The sequence below is a fragment of the Ewingella sp. CoE-038-23 genome (assembly GCF_040419245.1).
Lineage (GTDB): Bacteria > Pseudomonadota > Gammaproteobacteria > Enterobacterales > Enterobacteriaceae > Ewingella > Ewingella allii.
The window spans coordinates 3,994,770-4,009,722 of record NZ_JAZHOH010000001.1 but is presented as its reverse complement, the minus strand read 5'-3'; the positions used below and the strand labels follow the sequence as shown (position 1 = coordinate 4,009,722).

General features: G+C 44.9%; 16 protein-coding genes and 1 tRNA gene. 13 read left to right on the top strand and 4 right to left on the bottom strand.

What is annotated here, in order from left to right; all coding sequences use genetic code 11:
• Positions 1 to 19: 19 nt before the first annotated feature.
• The 5 genes from V2154_RS19240 (at position 20) to V2154_RS19220 (ending at position 3,678) form a co-directional block, all read left to right on the top strand.
• The gene (locus V2154_RS19240) at positions 20 to 1,210 is read left to right on the top strand and encodes a cytochrome c biogenesis protein DipZ (RefSeq protein WP_353503471.1); all 1,191 of its coding nucleotides are present in this window, start codon (positions 20 to 22) and stop codon (positions 1,208 to 1,210) included.
• A gap of 99 nt (positions 1,211 to 1,309) precedes the next feature.
• Complete coding sequence (locus tag V2154_RS19235) at positions 1,310 to 1,576, top strand: BufA1 family periplasmic bufferin-type metallophore (RefSeq protein ID WP_034793372.1); 267 nt, start codon at positions 1,310 to 1,312, stop codon at positions 1,574 to 1,576.
• 18 nt (positions 1,577 to 1,594) lie between these two features.
• A complete protein-coding gene (gene bufB, locus V2154_RS19230; protein ID WP_353503470.1) occupies positions 1,595 to 2,431 on the top strand; it encodes an MNIO family bufferin maturase in 837 nt (278 codons plus the stop codon).
• The gene (locus V2154_RS19225; RefSeq protein ID WP_353503469.1) at positions 2,428 to 3,180 is read left to right on the top strand and encodes an HvfC/BufC family peptide modification chaperone; all 753 of its coding nucleotides are present in this window, start codon (positions 2,428 to 2,430) and stop codon (positions 3,178 to 3,180) included. The genes bufB and V2154_RS19225 overlap by 4 nt, the downstream gene beginning before the upstream one ends.
• A gap of 15 nt (positions 3,181 to 3,195) precedes the next feature.
• On the top strand, positions 3,196 to 3,678 hold the full coding sequence (locus tag V2154_RS19220; RefSeq protein ID WP_353503468.1) for a DoxX family protein: 483 nt from the start codon (positions 3,196 to 3,198) through the stop codon (positions 3,676 to 3,678).
• Between the two features lie 54 nt (positions 3,679 to 3,732).
• Here V2154_RS19220 and V2154_RS19215 read toward each other — a convergent pair whose 3' ends face one another.
• Complete coding sequence (locus V2154_RS19215; RefSeq protein WP_353503467.1) at positions 3,733 to 4,098, bottom strand: hypothetical protein; 366 nt, start codon at positions 4,096 to 4,098, stop codon at positions 3,733 to 3,735.
• Positions 4,099 to 4,233: 135 nt separating this feature from the next.
• On the opposite strand from V2154_RS19215, the gene V2154_RS19210 reads away from it, so the two are divergent.
• The 3 genes from V2154_RS19210 (at position 4,234) to V2154_RS19200 (ending at position 6,461) form a co-directional block, all read left to right on the top strand.
• Complete coding sequence (locus tag V2154_RS19210; protein WP_353503466.1) at positions 4,234 to 5,718, top strand: DNA translocase FtsK; 1,485 nt, start codon at positions 4,234 to 4,236, stop codon at positions 5,716 to 5,718.
• 86 nt (positions 5,719 to 5,804) lie between these two features.
• Positions 5,805 to 5,987, top strand: coding sequence for a type II toxin-antitoxin system HicA family toxin (locus V2154_RS19205; protein WP_353503465.1), 183 nt, complete (start codon positions 5,805 to 5,807; stop codon positions 5,985 to 5,987).
• A gap of 48 nt (positions 5,988 to 6,035) precedes the next feature.
• Positions 6,036 to 6,461: a type II toxin-antitoxin system HicB family antitoxin gene (locus tag V2154_RS19200; protein WP_353503464.1), complete on the top strand. Its 426-nt coding sequence runs from the start codon at positions 6,036 to 6,038 to the stop codon at positions 6,459 to 6,461.
• A gap of 489 nt (positions 6,462 to 6,950) precedes the next feature.
• Here the strand turns inward: V2154_RS19200 and V2154_RS19195 are convergent, their stop codons facing one another.
• Complete coding sequence (locus V2154_RS19195; protein WP_353503463.1) at positions 6,951 to 8,678, bottom strand: AIPR family protein; 1,728 nt, start codon at positions 8,676 to 8,678, stop codon at positions 6,951 to 6,953.
• Between the two features lie 856 nt (positions 8,679 to 9,534).
• A tRNA-Met gene (locus V2154_RS19190) sits at positions 9,535 to 9,618 on the bottom strand.
• A gap of 160 nt (positions 9,619 to 9,778) precedes the next feature.
• Between V2154_RS19190 and V2154_RS19185 the strand changes: the two genes are divergently transcribed.
• Both V2154_RS19185 and V2154_RS19180 read left to right on the top strand, forming a co-directional pair.
• A complete protein-coding gene (locus V2154_RS19185; protein WP_008814927.1) occupies positions 9,779 to 11,095 on the top strand; it encodes a tyrosine-type recombinase/integrase in 1,317 nt (438 codons plus the stop codon).
• A gap of 4 nt (positions 11,096 to 11,099) precedes the next feature.
• Positions 11,100 to 11,714, top strand: coding sequence for a Fic/DOC family protein (locus tag V2154_RS19180; protein ID WP_020303461.1), 615 nt, complete (start codon positions 11,100 to 11,102; stop codon positions 11,712 to 11,714).
• On the opposite strand, the gene V2154_RS19175 is transcribed toward V2154_RS19180, so the two are convergent.
• Positions 11,711 to 11,857: a hypothetical protein gene (locus V2154_RS19175; protein WP_130999324.1), complete on the bottom strand. Its 147-nt coding sequence runs from the start codon at positions 11,855 to 11,857 to the stop codon at positions 11,711 to 11,713. The two genes, V2154_RS19180 and V2154_RS19175, sit on opposite strands and share 4 nt — an antisense overlap.
• Before the next feature lie 151 nt (positions 11,858 to 12,008).
• Here V2154_RS19175 and V2154_RS19170 point away from each other — a divergent pair, with 151 nt between their 5' ends.
• From V2154_RS19170 to V2154_RS19160, 3 genes are all read left to right on the top strand, one after another.
• Positions 12,009 to 12,794 (top strand): hypothetical protein, encoded by a 786-nt coding sequence (locus V2154_RS19170; RefSeq protein ID WP_008814929.1) that lies wholly within the window; start codon positions 12,009 to 12,011, stop codon positions 12,792 to 12,794.
• A 208-nt stretch (positions 12,795 to 13,002) separates the two neighbouring features.
• Complete coding sequence (locus tag V2154_RS19165) at positions 13,003 to 13,239, top strand: helix-turn-helix transcriptional regulator (RefSeq protein ID WP_008814931.1); 237 nt, start codon at positions 13,003 to 13,005, stop codon at positions 13,237 to 13,239.
• Positions 13,240 to 13,296: 57 nt separating this feature from the next.
• Positions 13,297 to 14,814 (top strand): YfjI family protein, encoded by a 1,518-nt coding sequence (locus tag V2154_RS19160; protein WP_008814932.1) that lies wholly within the window; start codon positions 13,297 to 13,299, stop codon positions 14,812 to 14,814.
• The last annotated feature ends 139 nt before the right edge of the window (positions 14,815 to 14,953 follow it).

The window sequence follows — 14,953 nt, the reverse complement described above, 5'->3', positions numbered from 1 at the left end:
CCGTCGTCAGGGAGTTCTCATGTCAATTCTGATTGCTTATCTGGGCGGAATGCTCACTTTATTAAGCCCGTGCACGCTGCCGGTGATCCCGCTGTTATTTGCCGGAGCGGGCAGCAATAAACGCCATTTCGCCGCCCTGCTAATCGGCATGGTGCTGACCTTCACGCTGGTGGCTTTGCTGGCAACGGCAAGCAGCGAGTGGGTAGTGCATGCCAGCAAATATGGCCGCTGGCTGGCGCTGGGGTTATTGGCTATCACGGCACTTTCGCTTATCTCTGAGCGTTTTGCCCAGAAGATTGCGCAGCCCGCGGTGCGCCTTGGCTCCCTGCTTGATAGCCGCAGCCGCCAGCAGCGGGGGGTGACCAGCGCTCTGCTAGCCGGTGGGGCAGTCGGGTTGTTGTGGGCACCCTGCGCGGGGCCGATTCTGGGGGCCATTCTCAGTACCACCATGCTCAACGGAGCCTCCGGGCAGAGTGGATTACTGCTGCTGGCCTACGGCAGCGGCTGCGCGACGATGCTGGCCGTGCTGTGGTTTTGCGGCGACAAACTCTTAGCCAAGCTGCGAGCTAAAATGGCGATCACCGTACGTTTTCGCCAGATGGCCGGGGTGATGATGTTGGCGTCGGTAGTGTTTATCGCCTCGGGGGCTACCAGCTTGCTGGATACCAATAGCGCCGTCGGCCAGCAGTTAGAGCAGCATCTGCTGACACTTAAGCCTTCGCCGGCCAAGAGAGTCGTTCTGCAACCCGTTGATATTCAGGCGCCGTCCAGCCAGATGCCGTCTCTCAATGGCGCTATAACCTGGCTGAACTCCCCGGCACTGACGCCAGAGCAGTTAAAAGGCAAAGTGGTGCTGATCGACTTCTGGACCTTCGACTGCATTAACTGCCAGCACAGTATTCCTCACGTCCGCGAATGGGCGGAGAAATATCAATCGCAGGGGCTGGTGGTGATTGGCATTCACACCCCGGAATATCCGTGGGAAAAGAATATCGATGCCGTAAAACAAGCGCTGAATAAATGGAATATTAAGTACCCGGTCGCCGTTGATAATAATTACGCCATCTGGAATGCCTTCGGTAATCAATATTGGCCTGCGCATTATTATTTCGATGCCAAAGGGCAATTACGTTACGAGAACTTCGGGGAGGGTAATTATCAACAGCAAGAAAAAGTCATTAATGCGTTATTGGCCGAAGCTAAGGCTTAATTTAATAAGGAGGTAATGCCACATTAAATATTCTCACTGTGTTAATGCTGTGTCTGTAATCATTTATTTAATTTAACTCTCAACTTTCTGGAGCTTTATATGAAACGTATTGCTATGTCCGCTATTGCCTTATCTCTGATCTCTTTTAGCGCTGCCTCTTTAGCTGCTGAAGCCACGGGCCCTAATTTAGAGCGCTGTTTTGGTGTCGCAAAAGCGGCAGATAACGACTGCAAGGCCGGGGCGGGCACCACCTGCGCCGGGACTTCCAAAATCGATTACCAGAAAGACGCCTACAAGATGGTTCCGCAAGGCACCTGCACCTCCATCCAGACGCCAAAAGGCCACGGTTCACTGACCGAAGGCTAAGCCAAGAGGGCCACCACCATGACGACAATAACTCAACTGGGTGCCGGGCTTGGGCTGAAGCCGGAGCATTACCAGCAGGCGCTTAACAGTCCGGCGGACGTTTGGTTTGAAGTCCACAGTGAAAATTATCTCATGGCCGGTGGCCCGCGCAGGGAGTGGCTGGAGGCGATTCGCCAGCAGCACGCGATTTCCCTGCATGGCGTTTCGCTCTCTCTGGCCGCCGACGCCCCGCCGGACGCCGCGCTGCTCTCTCGCCTAAAAGTGCTGGTGGACGAGGTTAAACCGGCCTTGGTTTCCGAGCATTTGGCCTGGTCACAGTGGGACGGCGCTTACTACCCGGACCTGCTGCCGGTGCCGCGCACCACGCAGGTGATGCGCCGGTTAATCGACAATATCGACCGGGTGCAGGACGCGCTGGGCAGGCAGATTTCGCTAGAGAACCCAACGCACTACCTGCATATGCCGGAGCACGAGTGGGATGACATCGCGTTTCTGCATGAAGTGAGCTGTACCACGGGGTGCGGGCTGCTGCTGGACATCAACAATGTGTGGCTCAGCGCCCACAACCTGGGGTTTGACGCCGGCGCGTGGCTCGATGGTTTTCCGGCAGACAGTGTTACCGAGATTCATCTGGCCGGATTCAGCAGCGACGAAGGCGGCAGCAGCTTGCTGATCGACAGCCACGACAGCCCGGTGTCCGACGACGTTTGGGGGCTTTATCAACGACTTATTCAGCGCATCGGCGCGCGCCCCACGCTGATTGAACGTGACGACAAACTGCCCGAGTTCGCCGTGTTATTGCAGGAGCAGCAGCGAGCACGAGACATTCTTCACACCTACGGAGGCTGGCGATGAACGACGAACTGGCCCGATACCATCAGGCTTTTATCCGCGCCCTGTATGACGAGAACAGCGCCGAGCTGGCGCATTTACAGCAGCAGCCGGGTTTCTCGGTCTATCGCAACAGCGTGCTGAAAGGCTGCATCGACGCGCTTCAGGCCAATTTTCCCAGCGTCGCCAGCCTGACCGGGGAGCATTTCTTCCGCGAGATGGCGCGGCAGTACGCGCTGGTGGAGCCGCCACGGGAAGGGATGCTGATTCGCTACGGCGAGTTTTTCCCGGCATTTATTGCCACCTACCGGCCCGCCGCCGAACTGGGCTATCTGGCTGACGTGGCGCGGCTCGACTGGCTGTGGCTGGAGGTGTTTTGCGACAAAAAGACAGCGGCCTTGGAGGTGCAGGCATTGGCCGGGTTGTCGCCAGAGTGGGTTGGCGAAAGGGTTTTAACTCTTCGCAGCGCGGTGCGCTGGCATTGGCACCCGAGCCTGCCGGTCTTCACCCTGTGGCATTTCAACCGTTTCCAAACTGCGCCGCCGGAGAACATCCAGTGGCGCGGCGAGGGCGCGCTCTTGGTGATGCGCCAACAGAGCATCGAGGCCGAACCGATAAGCCGTGGCGGCGCGGCATTCCTCACCGCCTGCCGCGATGGCGCGAGCCTGAACGCGGCGAGCGAACGGGCATTACTTACAGAGCCGGCATTAGACATTGGCCCTTTTTTCACGCGCTTACTGCATCTCGGCGTTTTTGCCGCGATCGCGCATTAATTCGTAGAGGTAATAATGAAAACGACAGACATATTTTTGAATACTCAGGCTTCTGCTGAGCAGGGCTTGCGCGGATTGTGGAATGCCACGTGGCGCGGCGTGCAGCGTCTGGTTAGCGACAACCTGCTGCTGCTGGTCGCCCGAGTGGGTATCGCAGCGGTGTTCTTCCTTTCTGGGCGCACCAAAGTGACGGGTTTTATGACCCTTAAGCCTTCGACCTATGAGCTGTTTAAAACCGAATACGCCTTGCCGCTGATCCCCTATGACATTGCCGCGCATCTGGCGACCTTCGCCGAGCACACCTTCCCGGTGCTGCTGGTCCTTGGCCTACTCTCCCGCTTCGCCGCCAGCGGCCTGCTGTTTATGACACTGATTATTGAGATCTTTGTCTATCCCGACGCATGGCCAACCCACCTGATTTGGGGCGGATTGCTGCTGATGGTTGTCTCGCGCGGAGCAGGGAAGTGGTCGATGGATCGGGCGTTAGGATTGGTGTGAGGCAGGAGTCAAAGCCAGTTTTGGGGCTGGCTTTGACTTAAACAATGACCAAGCTTACCAGGCGAGTTTCTCTTTGCTGGCTTTCTCGTTTTGGTCATACATCATTTTGATGGTGGTGTAGTTACACATATCCACAGGACCTTTGCAGTAATCTTTGATTACTTTATCCATGATCTTTTTGTCTTTCGCTTCAGTCAGCGCTTTGAAATCAGACAGGTTTTTCTTCTCCATCATGCGCAGCATAGAGTCCTGGCACATATCCAACTGCCCGTCGCAATATTCCTTCTTCACTCTCGCCTGAATGTACTCAATGACCTCTTTCTTCTGCGCTTCTGAACCATCGAATTTCATCGGGTTCACGAAAGCGGCGCTAGCCATGAATGTGCATGTCATCAGAGCAAAGCCCAGAATTTTTTTCATCAGAATGTCCCTTTACGTTATACGAATCATTTAGCGCGCGAATGGTAACATTTTCTAATGGGTGGATCATTTATGTTACTTCTATAGGATAAGGTTTAAGAATCACCATCTGATGTACGGTATTTAGAGGGATCTATGCAAAAACAGACGACGACACTACTGCCGCCATTGGATCTTCTGACGCCTCCTCCACCCGGTCACACTCAAGTTGATGATTCGGAGCAAGTAGTAATAGCCAGAATGATTGAATCTTTCTTGGCGGAGCATAATGTCGAAGCCCAAGTTTGTGGTTTTTCTCAAGGCCCGGTTTTCACCCTTTTCGAATTACATTTGGCTGCTGGCATTTCGGTCAATCGGGTTACGGTTTTGCAGGATGATTTAACGCGTAGGCTTTCAGCAGAGAGCCTGCGAGTCCTGCGTTCTATTCCCGGTAAGCCATATATTGGAATAGAACTTCGCAATAAATACCGGCAGGCCGTGTATTTGCGGGAGGTTTTAGATAGTTCCGAGTTTATTGAAAATGCTGCACCTTTGGCTGTCGCCTTGGGCCAAAATAGTCTCGGCCAACCCGTGATTACCGACCTTACAACTATGCCGCATTTATTGATTGGAGGGATGACGGGGGCGGGGAAATCGGTATTTCTAGATAGTCTGATAATGAGCCTGTTATATAAGCATACGCTGGAGACGCTGCGCTTTATTTTGATCGACCCGAAGATGCTGGATTTATCCTTCTATGAAGGAATTCCCCATTTGCTCACCAGCGTTATCAGCGATATGCGTTACGCCACTGATGCATTGCGTTGGTGTCATAGTGAGATGGATCGTCGCTACAAACTTATGGCTGCGCTTGGTGTTCGCAACCTCGCGGATTATAACCTGCGTATCGAGCATGCTGATGCTTTAGCTCGGCCCATTCCCGATCCCTACTGGCTACCACATAGTGATAAACCTCAGCCATACCTAGCTAAAGAAACTTATATTGTCGTTGTCGTGGATAATTTTTCTGAGCTAACAGCAGCGAATGATGAATCTGCGAACGGTCTTCTCGACTCGTTGGTTCGCAAAGCCTCTATCGCCGGTATTCATCTCATTTTAGTGAATACATTGCCTTCGGCAGCGGTAATGGCGAGTTCGATTAAAGCGAATATACCTTCACGCATTGCGCTGACTGTAAGAAGCCGGGGCGATTCGAACAGTATATTAGATCAAGGCGGCGCAGAGCTTTTATTAGGTGCGGGTGATTTACTCTATATCCCCTTTAATACCTCAACACCTATGCGAATACACGGTGCATATGTGAGAGAACAAGATATACATGCTGTTGTTCAATATTGGAAAGCTTGGGGCAGGCCAGCATATATAAATGCTTTAGGAAGGGATAACTCAGGAACTGTGTTTGAAATAGATGGCGATGAGGAGCTTGATCCCTTATTCGATCGGGCTGTTGCATTTGTTATCGAACAAAGAAGGGCGTCTATTTCAGGTGTGCAGCGGCAATTTCGTATAGGTTATAACCGAGCTGCTCGAATAATAGAGCAAATGGAGATGCAGGGAATTGTTAGCACATCTGGGCATAACGGTAACCGAGAAGTGTTAGCGCCACTGAGTGATAAATGATCCATACACACAATACACACCAATAAATTGCCTTTAGTGTGTGTTATGTGTATGATTTTTTCATCAGGTCACGAAAGGGAGGAAGGGTGAAAAGTTCGGAACTGATAAAAAAGTTAGAAGCAAATGGTTGGACGCTTGAACGCATCAATGGAAGTCACCACCAGTTCAAGCACCCTGATTTTGCAGTACTGATAACAGTTCCGCATCCTCGTAAAGACATAAAGCTCGGGACACTTAGGCAAATTATGAAGGATGCGAAACTTAAGTAATCGGGGAGGCGCTCGCAAGGGCGCTCCTTTTCGCACAGGAGAAACACGATGTTCTATGCAGCTTATATACATGCAGATCCAGACGGTTCAGCTAGCGGGTCATTTCCTGATGTGCCCGGTTGCTACTTCGCTGGAGATACGCTGGAAGAAGCGGCGCAGGATGCAAAGTCAGCGCTTGAGGCCCATTTTGAATTTTTGGCTGATGATGGCAAGGGCATACCAGAAAGCACTGGCTTAACCAATAAGGCAATGAGCGCCGATCCGGAGTTCAACGAAAACTATCAGGGCGGCGCTTGGATCTTTGTTGAAGTCGATGTGACTAAGTTCATGGGGAAAAGTGAGCGTATAAACGTGACGCTGCCTCACTTGCTCATCAACAGAATCGACACTTTCGTCAGTCAACATCCAGCGTATGCGAGTCGCAGTAACTTTTTGGCGAAAGCGGCGCTCAAAGCATTAAGTGAAACTAAGTAACTCTTCCTGATTCATTAAAAGCCTCAGCAACCGCTGGGGCTTTTTAATTTAGAAATAAAAAGCCACCCGACAAGGTGGCTTAAATATTTGAATTTAAATCGAATTTGGTGGCCCCTACTGGACTTGAACCAGTGACCAAGCGATTATGAGTATCAACGCATCTCTAATGAAATCATATAATTAATGGAATAACCTGTCAGAGATTGCCTTGGTTTGCCGTTATACACCGATTAAGTCGCCACTTTATCGCCATTTATTGGGGGCATGCGCTATGGTACGACTGCCAACTCTGTGCCTGAGCGGATCTTTACTCATCTTGGTATGGGTGAAAAAATTAGTACTCTACTTGAGTAACAATGTCAGAGAAACTGAGCAATGAACAAAATAACCCGGAAATGACAAGCATTTCCAGGTTCTACACATTATTTAATAAACAAACTATTCTCTACAAGATTTGTGTTCCACAATAAAAACTTCTCACTTCAGATATTAACTCTTCTTAGGAAATAGTCTACGAGTAAACGCATCTACTACACTTTCCGTTCTAATGTAGTCTCGAATTTTTTCACGAGTACTTATTTCTGACTCAGATATTATTTTTTCGAGATGATTCGCTACTTCCTCAATGTGAGTTGCAAATATATCATTATCATTCAAAATAACCAGAATAGCATCTTTAACTTTTTTCTGGCTTTTTGGAGGCGCATCTAGAATATTTGGCGTTTCCCAATGTTTTCTTACTAGAGCATATAAGGCATAGAAACGATAAATAACTCGCGACCTGTCAACTTTTGCCGTGCGCACCAGATAGTCAAACTTATATAATGCAAGCGCAGCCATATGATAAAGTTCAACATTGTGACCTTCTGAAAAAATTCGGCTTGAGAATTCTTTTCGTATACCCCTATGGTCTCGTGCGGCGCGATTTGGCTGATAAAAGAACATAGCAGCGGAAACTTTCATCAAATCGGAAGGACGAAGAATACGTGTTCGTTCAATTAAAATTTCTCGATACTGGTTATCTCGCCTTTCAATATAAATTTTGGCGTCACTGCTTTGTGAAGCGCAATATTCTTCTAAATCCTTCATGAAGGGACGCATTGCCCAGAACTGATCTTCCCTAACTTCGTTTTGGCGGTTTGTGCCAATGATTACGCTTGAAATAAAGTCAGTATCGCTACAACCAATTAATCTTAGTGGGACTGAAATACCTTCAGCTTTGCTTTTAATATATGCCAGTATATTAGTTGTTTGGCATCCATTTACGATTTGATAATCTTCAAGAGTAAAAATATCACCTTTACGGTCTATGCTTTTAGAAACGACTGTAATTCCATTGTTTTTGAAAATAAATGAGGAATCATCCCCTAGCTCTAACTCAGAAATAATCGACTTGTTTATTTCTGAATCTGGGTTAAAGTCTCTGACATTGTCGTAAAATAGTGCTCTATTTATATGTCTAATCCCCTCTTGGTCTGGTTCTCCAAGTGCTATTGCTAATATCTCTGATGCAGGAACATATCCTATATAAGCCTCATCAACTTTATCGTGGCTTGGCAAGGTTATAGCTTTTTGGAAGGTTAGTTTTGCCGATGATGAATTGGTAGCAGAGCGGAATCCATTTTGAATAACTTTCGCACCGATACATTCAATGTGAATATCGTTAAAGATATTTAATTCACTTAATCTGGTTTTATTCATATCAATTAATTGTTGAATAACACCCGAAACCTCACCGGTACCTGTTGTGCAATAGTAACACCTCAGAGATGGACTCACTTTAGTCGCCGTAGCATAAATTTGATCTTTTACTTCAACAAGACTCTCTAATTGCGGACCTTTTACTAAGGTTTGAGTAGTAAAAAAGTCATGTACGGCATCGAGAAATTTTGAGATATCGCCATAGTCTAGGCTATCTGATGTCTTCGACTGAAAGAAATGAAACTCTGATGTGTGATTCCTACCTGTTGATAGGATTTCTGCTGATTCGTCCACATCAGTACAAAGTGCTCCTTGAATGGAAATGGCGACACCGTCAATACCAAACTCTGAACCCTTAAGATGGGCTTTGAAAGGATCTATATTCTCTCCAAGAATGCCATTTTCCAATGCAAATATTGACATGACCTCAAAGAGGTCAGATTCGTTCATATTTTCATTAGGGTTCATTTCTTTAAAAGTCTTAAGCTGTGCTTTAATAATTGGATTCATTGCCATTTAATTACCTCATTTTTTGTGTCCAGAAGTTTGTATCCAGTTAACGTTTTTAACACGTATAAACATCCCATTGTGCGAACTTACATATTTAATTTCAAAGTATTTTCAATTTTCATTGTTTTGTCGCCTTCTCCAAATAGAAGTAAATCAAACATTTTTCTTAAGAACGATTCAAAATTTGTAATTTTATCCATAGAGTATTGTCATATCAGTTAGTACTTGTTAGAGGATTGTGCCTCAATGCTTCTTCAAGATGTCCCGCCGCAAAGTGAGAATATCGCATTGTCATTTTGATATCTGTAGGTCCAAGCAATCTTTGCAAAATTAGTACGTTATCGCCATTAATAAAAAGTGAGAGGCGAAAGTGTGGCGCACCACGTGTGTCAACTGGCCTGTGGGTAACTCAATATCGGTACGCTTAAGAGTGGTATGGAAACGGCTTAGTAATCTTTGAACAATCTCTCTTTTTTTAACTTCTGGCAAAGAGTCATCAAATTCTTCACCGATAGGATGATTCTATTTTTTACGGCCTTTGATCTTCGTGCAAGTGACGTTGTGTTTCCTAACCTGACTTTTGCTCTGTTCTTCTGATTCTAACAAACGTGCTCCGATTGATAGACATAATTTAGCAGTGCTAATACGACTCGCATTATCTTCTCTGTTACATACTTTCGTAGTTGTCCGTTATGGCTTTTTCTCAGAAAACCCATCCCGTTTTAATCGGAACTAAAATGTAGATGATGTCTGAGCGGGAGGTGTGAATTTTCTATCGCCATTTCATCGCAAGTAATATTTAGCCAATAAAAAAGCCACTCCGTTGGAAGTGGCTTAACTTGCTGAATTTAAAGCTAAAATTTGGTGGCCCCTACTGGACTTGAACCAGTGACCAAGCGATTATGAGTCATAAAATTAGCTTGTTTTTAATTGTTCGCCATTGACTCTGTTTGTGTTTTTAATTGTCTATAATCAATTGGTTATGAAATTATTTTCGTTTCTGATTGGTTCTCTCATCTCCCCATTGTACTATCGTTACCTGACCCATTACCTGACCCAAAATGGGCACTGGGTCAGGTAACGATTATTTTCAGAAAGGTAACCTCATGGCCGCTAATCTTACCGAGACAGCTATCCGTGGATTAAAGACAAAAAGTATGTCGTACTACGAATGGAGCAATAGCGCTCAACGTGGTACCGGCAGGCTTGGTGTCAAAGTTCAGCCTTCAGGTAGCAAGATTTTTTATTTCCGTTACTACGTTGAGAAAGGCAAGAAAGAAAAGTTCATTCAATTGGGCATCTGGCCTGAGATGAAACTGGTGACGGCCAATGAGCTGGCGAAAAAATACGGAGCTTGGCTTGTTGAAGGAAAAGAGCCCCAGCAAGAGCTTGAGCAACAGCGTCTGGCCGCGCAGCACATTATGCAGATCCATCGTTCTCAGGGATCGTTTGAAGAACTGGTGCATGGCTACGTTAATAAGATGAAGCTCGACAATAAGCGGACTTGGGCTGACGTCCTGAAACGTCTTGAAAAAGAGTGCTATACGGTTATTCCTCGTGAGACCAAAGCGAAGGATGTAACACCTTTGCAGATCAAAACCATCCTCTCAGGCATTATCCAACGTGATGCCGTTGTCCATGCAAACCGCATTCGTTCCTACTTGATGGCGGCATTTAACTACGGGCTTAAAGCCGATAACGATCCGATGAATACCAGCGTGGGTATTACATTCGGGCTTGAAGTTAATCCGGTATCGGCCATACCGAAGCAGTCCTCGGCGGAGAAAGTGGGTGATACATGGTTAACGCTGGAAGAGCTACGTTTTGTCATGGAGCAGTTCGCTCAGGCAACTAACGTTGGGCCGCTGATGCAGCACCTAATCCGCTTCTGTGTTTATGCTGGCGGGCAGCGACCATTTGAAATGATTGCCAGCCAGTGGAGTGCAATTGACTGGCAGCAAAAGACGTTACTGGTCATAGCTGATGTGTCGAAAAACAAGCGTGAACACCTGATCCCGTTGACTGAATCGGCACTACTAGAATTAGACTCAGTGAAAGAGCTGACGAAGGAAAGCAGCAGTCCCTATATTTTTCCTCTATCGACCAACAATGAGCGCCCGGTGCGTACCGATAGTCTGGCGCGTTCCATCATGTATTTTCGGGCCTTTAATCTCGAGTTTAAAGTTTTCACGGCGCGAGATTTACGTCGCACTTGTAAAACGCTAATGGGGGAGGCTGGGATTAGCAAAGAGATCCGCGACCGTATCCAGAATCACGCTTTGAATGACGTCAGCTCGAAACACTATGACCGTTATGATTATCTGACTGAAAAGCGCAGGGCGCTTGAGACTTGGGAAGATAGGATTAACCACTATCAGCAACAGACGGAGAGTAACGTCGTCAGCCTGTTTGGGAGGAGGTAAGGGATTGGCAAAGTATGAGCTTAATTCGGCAGAAGAGCTATATCAGCCAGGCTCTGGAGATTTGGTGCTGGCTAATAAGTTAGAGATCACTGATGAAGAGGAAATGGAGGCGCTGGAATCGGGCTTGCTGCTGATGCTGTATGAACAGCTATTTATCGAAGGCCAGCCGCCTGCTGCATTGGCATTTGAGCATATCAGTTGCTGGCATCGCCAGTGGCTGGGGAATGTGTATGACTGGGCTGGGAGGTTACGCAATGCCAATCTGACTAAAGATGGTTTTCAGTTTGCCGCTGCCGACAGGATCCCGCTTCTTCTTGATGGTTTCGAGAAGCAGTTTCTCTCCAGGTCTGGTGAACTCAAATTCCTAACTCGTCCGGAGTTGGTTCGTTATCTGGCTGAATGCCATGTGGAGTTTATTTTGAACCACCCATTCAGAGAAGGTAACGGGCGTCTGTCGAGACTACTTTGCGATGTATTGTCGGTTCTGGCGGGAAAGGGTTTACTGGATTACAGCTTGTGGGATGAACACAAGGCGTTTTACTTTAAGGCAATACAAGCGGGTGTCTCAGGGAACTACAGCCCTATGATGCAGCTGGTGAGCGATATATTGCCAGATTAACGGGCGAGGCCAACGGCTTTCGCTCGTTCCTGATTCTTTTTGAGTTGCTGCTCAATTTTTTGCACAGAAACGCCAGTTTCGATAGCTGTTGAGCTGGCAACGGCACGATAGATTTGAGTTTTTGTAATCTGTTTTTTTTTCATGGTGTAGCATTCCTTTGAGCTATCCCGCAGATTTTAGATGGTAACGAGAATACTTGCAAGATATAGGTTAATCACTATTTAATTTATATAAATCAATGAATAAAATCCGTATAGTAAATGTAGATAAACATCATGCAGGAAATCTATTCTTATGACACAAAAGCAATTAAATTTTTATCCTTTATCTATGGCATATGAAAAGTGTCATGTAACACCAGACAATATTCTTCATGACTGGTTTGATCATAAGGTTTCACTCTACATCCGGTTGGATGCCTTGCCGTGCCGAATCGTTAGATATCTTGGTGGAGGTCAATCTCTTCTGAAATACTGGCAAAAGAAAATAAAATTTGGCATGGATTACTATCAACATGAAAAAATGCCAGAGTTTAAAATTAGGCAATTTTACCCAGTAAAGGATGCAGAAATAGATACCCGAATTATTGAAGGAGGGCTTGGGATGTGCCGTTATACCTATAATGGCTATGCTCATGGTTATTGGCGTATAAAAGCTACGTCAGTAACCCGTTTTGCTGACGACCATTATGTTCTGGTGGATATGGATACTTTCAAACAGAATAATAATGTTGCAGGTGCGATTGCTGTATATGGTAGAAACGATTGGGATTATTTGATATTCCCCGATAAAATTTATCGGGACAAATCAGAAATTTTTTTTGATTCAAATGAATTGTCGCTACAAAGTAAAGAAAGTATACCTGATGAGAAAAAAGAAAAAAAAACTCGTATTTCAAGGGCAGAAAGAGTGGCTTTATATGTCATGTTGAAAGAACATTATCTTGATGGTAATGGTGAGGTTAATTTTTCAAAAATAGCTGGAATGCTTAGTATAACGGCTAAAAAACAGGGAGTTAACGTTTCATTCAATGATGATACTATTGCTAACTGGATAAAACGTATTGAGAATGAAGATTGATAGCCAGTCTCTTGTTGTTAATGAACAATCAAAATGATGAAACATCCATATTTCGGATGAAAAATAATCAACAGAACTAGTTAATCTGAGTCTTACTACAACCGCATTAAGCCCCGTGATAAGCGTTGGCACCTTAATAAGGTGTCTGCTTCTTCCATTGAGTTACTCATCTGCGACATGATACATCCACTGAAACAAAGGAGGCAGTATGAGTACAACATCTATCATTCCAACCCCTGAACAACGGCTGAAAATCCTGCATGTTTACGGTGAAAAAGGCGACCGTTTAGTACGGGAAAAAGAGCGTAAGTATATCACTACTATTTCTCGGTCCACGGCATGGAAACTTGAAAAAGCTGGTAAGTTTCCTCGTCGTAAATCACTGGGGGCTAAATCATGTGGTTGGTTGCTCAGCGATCTTTTGTACTGGATAAATAAAAAATAATTGATTTCCCTACATTAGCATTTATTTTGTTCTGAAAATAGAAAGGTGATGATATGTATGTTTAAAAATAAAAAATCTAAGCAGAATGAAGATCTCTGTTTGAGATTTCAGACACTACCCACTTTCGCGCAACAATTAATAAGTTATATACATTATAAAACTGGAGCTGCTGCAGAGATTATTTTAACAGTATTGCTCGGGGTAATGGCATTCTCCTGTCAGGATAAATTTGATGTTCAACTGAAAAATGGGAAAACCTTTACATCACTTTATCTTCTGACTCTTGCAAAGTCCGGCAGTAGAAAATCAACCGTATTTAAAATGTTGATGGAACCGATATATCAACTAGAAAAAAAACTGAAGAATGATTTTTTAGTACAAGAAAAACTTTATCTATTAAAACTAGCTTCTTGGGAGACTGAATCTAAAGAGCTAAAAAAGCAATTTAGCAAAGCTATTCGCCAACAGATTAATATAACTGAAGCGTATAATACACTTGAGGAATGCCTAAGAAGAAAACCAATTAAACCAGTACACAAACGCCTGATTATTAACGACACAACCATTGAGGGACTTAAAAAGGAATTAACGCTTAGGTCACCATCATTAATGCTTAGCTCCGATGAAGCTGGAGGTTTATTTTTTGACAGTAACTTGTTTCGCAATAGCTCCTCTCTCAACTCTCTTTGGGGTGAAGGTAGAATTGCAGATAGTAGAGCATCTCGTGATAGCTACGATGTTGATGATGTTCGCTTCAGTATCTTGTTGTTACTGCAGCCTGATTTATTTAATGAGTCTCAGCATAAATTGGGGAAAAATGCTCGGAACTCAGGCTATTCAGCTCGTTTATCATTAATTGATCTAGAGCAATGCCCTGAGCTAATTAGTATTCCTGATTATGAATCATGGCCTGATATATCAGTACTTGATAATTTTTTTTCTATTATTACCAAGCATTTGCAAGACGGTATAAATCGCAGAGAAAAAAATAATAACCGAATTTGTATTACTTTTTCTGAAGATGCAGATGAAGCATGGAAGAGACAAAGTAAAATAATCCGGCAACTCATGAAAAGAGGAGGAAGTCTTCAGAATTATGATGATTTTGGTGCAAGGATAATGGAACAGACCTCGAGAATAGCAGGTGTAATACAAATGTTTATTACGCCTGATTCACCAATAATTACTGAGGAGACATTTAAGTCTGCATCACAAATAAGCCAATGGTTATTGAACCATTCTATCACTAAAATTGAAGCAACCCGAGAACCTACAGATGCTGAAAAATTGATGCGATACTTTGATGAAAACATTATTAATAACGGATCTTATGATTTTAGAAGGAATCATATTATTAAAAAAGGCCCTTATTCAGTCAGATGTTCGGAAAAACTGAATCCAGCGTTAGATAAACTTGAGAATGATGGAATGGTACAATTATTCCAAAGTGGAGGTGTTAATTACATTAAAGTCATTGGTTCAACAATAAGTCCTTTAAAGTTGGCTGAAGCTCTAGGTGTTCCCATCGCTGACTCGGGATCAATTACGATGAATAAACTACCTCGGGTTGAATAACTTCAGAGTGAATTTATTATTTTTTTTGCAGATGTTAGTTATTAAAATCAGTAAGGCTGTGGCTTTGCTAAATTAATAGAGGGGGATCGAATATGTAGTTTTATTGGTATATGTAATATACCTCCGTCAATGTTCCAGT